At 55.1% G+C, this 7,523-nt stretch carries 6 protein-coding genes and 1 pseudogene; 4 read left to right on the top strand and 3 right to left on the bottom strand.

Annotated features, from left to right (window positions below; genetic code table 11):
• Together ABYT07_RS17375 and ABYT07_RS17370 are read left to right on the top strand one after the other, a co-directional pair.
• On the top strand, positions 1-298 hold a 298-nt coding region (locus tag ABYT07_RS17375; protein ID WP_372993292.1), incomplete at its 5' end, for an ABC transporter permease.
• A gap of 45 nt (positions 299-343) precedes the next feature.
• On the top strand, positions 344-1,378 hold the full coding sequence (locus ABYT07_RS17370; RefSeq protein WP_372993291.1) for an extracellular solute-binding protein: 1,035 nt from the start codon (positions 344-346) through the stop codon (positions 1,376-1,378).
• 160 nt (positions 1,379-1,538) lie between these two features.
• Here the strand turns inward: ABYT07_RS17370 and ABYT07_RS17365 are convergent, their stop codons facing one another.
• The 3 genes from ABYT07_RS17365 to ABYT07_RS17355 form a co-directional block, all read right to left on the bottom strand.
• A complete protein-coding gene (locus ABYT07_RS17365; RefSeq protein WP_372993290.1) occupies positions 1,539-2,636 on the bottom strand; it encodes a tetratricopeptide repeat protein in 1,098 nt (365 codons plus the stop codon).
• 530 nt (positions 2,637-3,166) lie between these two features.
• Entirely contained in the window at positions 3,167-4,540 is a 1,374-nt protein-coding gene (locus ABYT07_RS17360; protein WP_372993289.1) for a sensor histidine kinase, read from the bottom strand.
• A complete protein-coding gene (locus ABYT07_RS17355) occupies positions 4,537-5,205 on the bottom strand; it encodes a response regulator transcription factor (RefSeq protein WP_372993288.1) in 669 nt (222 codons plus the stop codon). The genes ABYT07_RS17360 and ABYT07_RS17355 overlap by 4 nt, the downstream gene beginning before the upstream one ends.
• Positions 5,206-5,344: 139 nt before the next feature.
• Between ABYT07_RS17355 and ABYT07_RS17350 the strand changes: the two genes are divergently transcribed.
• A complete protein-coding gene (locus ABYT07_RS17350) occupies positions 5,345-6,451 on the top strand; it encodes a tricarboxylate transporter (RefSeq protein ID WP_372993287.1) in 1,107 nt (368 codons plus the stop codon).
• A gap of 69 nt (positions 6,452-6,520) precedes the next feature.
• A pseudogene (locus ABYT07_RS17345) lies at positions 6,521-7,420 on the top strand (tripartite tricarboxylate transporter permease); the annotation flags it as partial.
• Positions 7,421-7,523: the final 103 nt, after the last annotated feature.

Below are 7,523 nucleotides of genomic sequence, written 5' to 3'. Positions count from 1 at the left end.
TGAGACCGCTTCGATGGACCTATACGCCAGCCGTTTCTACACCTTCCGGCGCGTTACGCTGCCTTTGTTGCTGCCCGGGATCCTCGCCGGTTTCATGCTGGCCTTTGTGATCTCGCTCGACAATGTGGTTGTCAGCAGCTTCGTCAAATCGCCGGGCCAGGAAACCCTGCCCACCTATCTGATGGGCGAGTTGCGCCGCAATCTGACCTCGGAAATCTACGCGATATCGGCGCTGCTGCTCTTTGCCAGCATCTCCATCGTCGCGGCCTCGTGGGTCATTACCCGAACCAAGGAATAACCAAGAAGAAACTGCCAACCCCAATCCAACATCGGAGGCTTTTCAATGAAACTCACCCCTACTCGCACCGCGCTTGCCGCCAGTCTGGCCCTGCTCGCGCAGTCCGCCACGGCCGAAGGCAATCTGAACATCTACAACTTCGGGCTCTACACCCCGCCGGACCTGCTCGAAAAATTCTCGGAAGAATACGACGTCGAGGTCACCCTGACCGATTTCGTCGCCAACGAAGAGGCCATCGCCCGCATCCAAGCCGGCGGCCACGGCATGGACGTGGCCATCATCAGCGGCTACTTTATCCCGGCCTATGTCGAACAGGGTCTGCTGATGGAGAGCAACCCGACCGAGATGGAGAACTTCAAGCACGTCGCGGAACAGTGGAAATCCATCTCCAACGACCCGGAGCGCAAGTACACCGTGCCGTGGGTCTGGGGCACCACCGGCGTCATGGTCAACAAGAAGGTCTATGACGGCGATATCAACACCGCCGCGATCTTCCTCGATCCGCCGGATGAGTTGAAGGGCAGCATCAATCTGGTGCCGTCGATGAACGATACGATCGACATGACCCTGCGCTATATCGGAGCGGAACCTTGCACCACCGACCGCGAAAGCCTCAGCAAGGCGCGCGATCTTTTACTTTCGGCCAAGGAGAATTGGGCCTCGGTCGATTATCCGTCTTTTGAGAAGTTCATCAACGAAGATCTTAACGCCTCGGTATTCTGGAGCGGTGCCGCCGCCCGTGTGCGTGGCCTGAACGACGGCTTCGCCTATGGCTGGCCGGAAACCGGATATATGCAATGGATGGACAGCGTCGCAATTCTGTCCGATGCGGCCAATGTCGAGAACGCGAAACTGTTCATGAACTTCATCATGACCCCAGAGAATGCCGCGATGATCTCGAACTACACGATGTACAACAACGGCATCGCGGGATCCGAAGAGTTCATGAACCCCGACCTGGTCAACGCGCCCGAGCTTAATGTGCCAGAGGAACTGAAAGGCGCGGCCATCGACCAGTCTCTCTGCGAACCAGAAGCGCAGGATCTCTATACCCGAATCTGGACCGAACTGACACGCTGATTTTCACTCGGGATCGGCGGAACATGACCGCCGGTCCCGTCTTGGCCCAGTCTTGGACCAGCTGGCCAGTCACCTGTGTCAGCATACGCTGCGGCGTTTATGCAGCGTCCGTCTATGAAAAGACATTTTGAAACCGTTTCCGTCTAGCGCTTATTCTTCCCTAAGGATGCAAATCCATCAATGGTGCTGTGTGCGCAAAAATAGGCCTACGCGTTGCCAGACTTCGGCGCGCTTCTGATGTCTGCCCGAGTTTCAGCAGGACATTCGCATAGGTCAATTCCAGAAGGTCCCGCTGAGCGCGGCTGCCGCCAAGTCGTTCTGTAGACCCCATGACCTGAACAAGTTCAAGAAGCGCGCTATCCCAGTCTTGCGCGGCAATCGCGCGCCAAGCGCGAGCAACAGGTCGCACCAAGTCCCCTGCAAATCCTGTGGCAGTGTCTGAAATATGCGCCAAATCTTCGCCATTTCCAGCCATAGCATGCGCCAAGGCGGCATGAAGGTCCGCGAAACTTTGCCCTGTATCAGGGAAGAAGCGTTTAGCGTATTCGCTCAACGCCAACCACCGATGCGGAGCGACTGAAACACCCGCGAGTTCGGCGCGATACAAGATCGCAGCCGTGTCGGTTAGGACATTGATTGGCAGGCCCTTTGCTGAATCCGGTCCGACACCGGAATCTATCGCGGCCCACATTGCCGCTTCGTCGCCATCATGCAGGGCCCACAGGGCGGCGTGCCAGCTCAAATGGCCATGCAAGACTGCACGATCATCATAATCAGCAAGCCAATTGGTCAGATAGCTGCGCCCTGCAGCCGTCTCACCAGCCTCATACTGCGCATGAGATTTGAAATGTGCAGCATTTGCATTGCGCGCGTTCAGCGCAAGTGATTTGTCCATCAATCGGCTTGATGCTGCGATCTGCCCTGTTTCGCACAACGAAAGCGCGTGCATCGACATCATCCACCAATCGTCACCGTAGTGCGGCAGCAACGTTGATGTGTAGGCAAGCAAATCTGCCTCTCGGCCAACTTCGCCTGAAAACCCGATCAGTCCAAAAACATTAGAACAAAGTTGAGCAACAAGCGCATCGCGGGGGTGGTCCTGAACGTGGCGCTTAACCAGCGCGCGCGCCTTGCTTGGTTGTCCGGAAAATAGCAACGCGAAACATTCAATATGCTGCCGCTGGCGGTTGTCCAGTTTTGGCGAGAGTTCTCGGGCAAGGATCATCTCAACCTTTGCCTGCGGCATTTGGCCAGACATCATAAGTGACCTTGCTAGTGCAACATGCCCAAGTGCAAATCTATCGTCTAATTCAATTGAAGATCGAAATGCTTCAGTCGCGCCGAAACCCGCCCCTAAAAACAACTGAACACCCCTGTCGTATTGGTCCAATGCCGCTTGGGATGCCACAGTAGTCTCATTGCCGTAATGATCTAGAAACATGGATCCGATCCTTCCTTTGAGTTAATGTTCGCAGAGCCGGAAGTTTGGTCGGAACTCTATGCAAGAAAGATCGACTTGTCTGCCAAGCATTCTGTGAAAGATCATCGGTTTCAAACTTCTGAAGCGTATTGTTCGATCCACCCTTCCCTGCGACACAGGATATCAGAAGGGCTGGACTTAATCCTGACCTGCTTGTCTTAGCTAAAACTTGTGCATAGCTAGAATTAAGCATTTGAAATTTTTATAAATATTTGAAAATTTCAATCCTACTGTCGATCAAACCGTTGTAGCAGTTAAGTGCAAGCTTAAGCATCTGATCTTCTGGCACGCATGCGGCGATTCTCGTTTTAATAAGTTGCCAAAGGTATCGTTAACCTGATCGATGCGCCCGATGCGCTTTCCAGGATCTCTAAGAGACCATCATGATTTTCCAATACTCTGCTTGCAATGGGTAGCCCCAAGCCACTGCCTGGCCCTCCACCTGCTTGCGAAAAACGGCTGAGAGCTTCAATGTGACGGTCTGCAGGGATGCCTGTGCCATCGTCACTAATGACCAAAATTGCGTTTGATCCGTCCTGCGACAAATCCAATGTGATCTGTGTCAGCTCCGCTCCGCCGTGGATGATTGAGTTGGTAAGCAGGTTCAGTACGGCCTCATGCAGCATGGTTTTATCCCCTGTTACAATTACATCCGTTGAGGGGAGGACATAGGCAAGCTCGACACCACTATCGGGAAGTTGCTGGGTGAACGCGATCCCGACGTTGCGCACAAAAGTTCCGAGTTCGACGGGTAATCCTGAGCGCAGAATATCTGTGCCGCTTGCCCGTTCGAATGACAAAAGTTTATTCGTCAGATCACTGGCCTCTCTTGCGGCAAGCAGCAATTCGGCACTACGCTTTTGTGCGGCTTTCGGGTTTGGCGCGCTTTCAACGGCTTCAGCCAACGCGAGCACTCCGGCAACGGGGTTTCTAAGTTGGTGAGCCGCGTTGGAGATAAATTCATCCTTGGAGCTGATCCGGCGCGAAATGCGGTCCAGCAAAGCGTTGAGCGTATTTACAAGACCCTGTGCTTCAGCAGGCACGGCACGGCGTATGGGTTCAAGTTCACTTGGGTTGCGTTTTGCAATAGCGCGTTCCAGATCAAGCAAGGGGCGCAATCCCAGCCCGACGCCGAACCAGACCACCACCGCCACACTGAGTACAAGAAGCGTGATCACCGCGAAGGAGCGTGATAGGACATCGTGCACAAAACTGCTGCGTACGTCCGCGTTTTGCCAAACGGTAATACTGAAAACCCCAGCCACGCCACTTACGACGGTACTGTCGCGATAGCGCAGGACGCGGACCTTTTCGTTCTGGTAGGTGCTGTTGTAATACTGCGGATCGGTTGGTTCATCTGGAAGGGCGGTTGGCAAAACGGGCGGCGTTGAGTAGCCGGTCACGAACACCCCGTCAGGCGCATAGACGTGATAGAAGATAAGCCCTCCGGATGTGTCGTTCAAAAGCCGCTGAGTGGATGGGCTGATCGCGTCGCCATCAGACAGAGCCACATCGCGCGAGATCGCAAGCGCCGCTGACAAGAGACCGCGATCAAAAATGTTTTCGGCGCGATCTGTTGTCGTGCGGAATTGCCACGCGGCGGCGATAAGAGAGATGACCAGAAGCGGCGGCAGGATAATGAGGATGAGCCGCGCGCGTAGAGACTTCAACTTCATGGTCATGTCCCGGCTGACATCTGGTAGCCAATACCGCGTCGCGTACGGATATTGATACCGTGTTGTTTCAGGCGGCTGCGCAGGCGCGAAACATAGACTTCGACGACGGTCTCTTCGACATCTGCCCCCACGCCATAGACATGATCCAAAACGGCGGTTTTCGAAACCGTGCGCCCTTCTGCAGCCAAGAGGCATTCAAAGACCGACATCTCGCGGCGAGGTAGGTCAATTTCGGTCTGGCCATCGAACAATTGGCGGGCAGCGGGGTCAAACTGCAACGCTCCGAAGGTGCGAAGCTGTTGCTGCGGAATGTCCCGCCTGCGCAACAGGGCCCGCACCCGAGCCTCCAACTCTGCCATCTCGAAGGGTTTGATCAGGTAGTCATCGGCCCCCGCATCAAGGCCTGTCACGCGATCTTGCGTTTCGGCACGTGCGGTAAGCAGGATCACAGGCCGGGTATCGCCCCGCCCGCGCATCTGCTTGAGCAGCGATAGCCCATCCTGACCGGGCAGGTTGATATCAAGGATGACCAAATCGGCCTGATCATGGGCCAGATAATCCTGTGCGGCACTGCCGTCATGCAACACATCCACAGCATGCCCAGCGTCCTCAAGACGGTAGGTGATACCTTTTGCAAGGCTGACGTTGTCCTCAACAAGTGTGATCCGCAATTTGAATAAATCCCGATAGTGCAAGTCTGGTGCAAGGTTCGCAGGTCAAAAGGAATACATCAACCGGGGGCGGACACCCCCGGAGCGATTCGAAATTAGCCCCTTTGGGAGAAGGGGCATACAAAACCGGGAGGAATATATGTCCACTTTCAAATCCACGCGCCGCGTGGCCATGAGCCTTGTGGCCGCGGCCACTGCAACATTCGGTCTGCAAGCGAATGCCGGCGGTCATGGCATCGATCTGGCGGGTAAAACCGTAGAATGGATTATTCCGTTTTCCGAGACTGGCGGCTCTGCAAAATGGGCCAACTTCTATGCGCCGTTGCTGTCCGAAGCGCTACCAGGCCAGCCGACTATCGTTGTGAAGTTTATGCCAGGAGCAGGTTCAACCAAAGGGGCCAACTTTTTCCAAGAGCAGACCTATGACGACGGCACCCTGATCTTCGGGTCTTCAGGCTCCACACAGTTCCCTTATCTGCTGGGCGATCCACGGGTAAAATTCGAATACTCTGACTGGAACGTGGTTCTTGCCTCTGGCACCGGTGGCGTGGCCTATCTGCCGCCAGAGCTGGCCGCAAAGATGGATGGCTTGGACGCCACCGGCTTGCAGGACACAGATTTTATCTATGGCAACCAAGGTGCCACGCGCCTTGATCTGGTCCCAACACTGGCATGGGAAATGCTGGGCCTGAACGTCGAAAGCGTTATGGGCATCAAGGGTCGCGGTGATGGTCGTTTGATGTTCGAGCGTGGCGAAGCCAATATCGACTATCAGACATCCTCTTCCTACCTATCTGGCGTGACGCCATTGGTTGAGGCGGGTACAGCGGTGCCGATGATGACTTGGGGTGCCTTGGATGATGCAGGCAACATCGTGCGTGACCCCACTTTCCCTGACGTCCCGACCTTCAAGGAAGTTTGCGAAAGCACCGAAGGCTGCGAGACCTCGGGCGAGAAATGGGATGCGTGGAAAGCCTTCTTTATCGCGGGTTTCCCTGCGCAAAAGATGGTCTTCCTGCCACAAGGGGCCACGGCTGACGCAATGGCCACCTACACAGCCGCTTTTGAGGCGATCAAGGCACGCCCTGATTTCAAGGAAATCTCGGGCAAGCGTCTAGGTGAATACCCCCAGATGACCGGTGCTGCGGCTGAAACGGCCAAGGCGAGTGCGACCAAAGTATCGCCCGAAGCCAAAGCGTTCATCGTGAACTGGCTGCAGGAAAAATACGGCGTTTCGCTGAACTAAACTTTCCTTTGTGAACGCCCTGCCCTCAGCGGCAGGGCGTTTTCCCAAGGAAAGTGGGAGGATCATTTCATGGAAGTCATCATGGAGGCTCTGCCTGCATTTGGCGACGCCTGGTCATTGATATTGCAGCCGGTGGTGTTGGGATATCTGGTAATGGGTGTGCTGATGGGCTTGTGCATCGGGGTATTCCCAGGATTGGGTGGCATTGCAGGTCTATCGCTGTTGCTACCGTTTATGTTCGGCATGGACCCGATTTTAGGTCTGGCGCTGATGATCGGGATGGTCGCGGTTGTCCCGACATCTGATACGTTTGCCTCTGTTCTTATGGGCATTCCCGGATCTTCGGCCAGTCAGGCGACCGTGCTGGACGGCTTCCCCATGGCCAAAAAGGGTCAGGCAGCACGCGCGCTTTCAGCGGCATTCGCCTCTTCCTTGTTTGGCGGACTTGTCGGGGCCAGCTTTCTGACGGTGTTCATCCTGATTGCACGTCCAATCGTGCTGGAATTCCGCACACCAGAGCTTTTGATGATCACTATCTTCGGCTTGTCGATGGTCGGTATTCTGGCCGGTCGCATTGCGATCAAAGGGATTGTTGCGGCTGGTCTTGGCATGTTGATCGGCACGATCGGCGAAGGTGCCTCTTCGGGCGATCTGCGGATGTCATCCTACGACTACCCCTATTTGACTGACGGGCTAAAGCTGGTAATCGTAGGTCTTGGCATCTTTGCTATCCCCGAGATTATTTCGCTGCTGCGTCAAGACCGCGCCATCAGCCAAGAGCCGCAAATCGGCGGTGGATGGATCGATGGTGTCAAAGACTGGTTTGCCAATATCTGGCTGTCTGTGCGGTGCTCTATCATCGGGGTTATCGTGGGCGTCATCCCCGGTCTGGGCGGGTCCGTTGTCGACTGGATCGCTTACGGCCATGCGGTCCAGACGACAAAAGACAAATCCAATTTCGGCAAAGGTGTTAAAGATGCGTGCACCCTCGAGGTCATTGTTTTCGCTGAGGAAAAACGATGCTGTGCATTTCCAAGCTGACATCATAGGATGCTCCTTTATGAAGCGACTT

This window comes from Sulfitobacter sp. (genome assembly GCF_041552635.1).
Classification (GTDB): Bacteria; Pseudomonadota; Alphaproteobacteria; order Rhodobacterales; family Rhodobacteraceae; genus Sulfitobacter.
The sequence above is the reverse complement of the archived record's forward strand: the minus strand, read 5'-3'. Positions and strand labels throughout refer to the sequence as shown.

Bases quoted from the DNA above. Each gene is read 5' to 3' on its own strand.
- ABYT07_RS17370 (WP_372993291.1), top strand. From the start codon at position 344: ATGAAACTCACCCCTACTCGCACCGCGCTTGCCGCCAGTCTGGCCCTG.
- ABYT07_RS17365 (WP_372993290.1), bottom strand. From the start codon at position 2,636: ATGTCTGGCCAAATGCCGCAGGCAAAGGTTGAGATGATCCTTGCCCGA.
- ABYT07_RS17360 (WP_372993289.1), bottom strand. From the start codon at position 4,540: ATGACCATGAAGTTGAAGTCTCTACGCGCGCGGCTCATCCTCATTATC.
- ABYT07_RS17350 (WP_372993287.1), top strand. From the start codon at position 5,345: ATGTCCACTTTCAAATCCACGCGCCGCGTGGCCATGAGCCTTGTGGCC.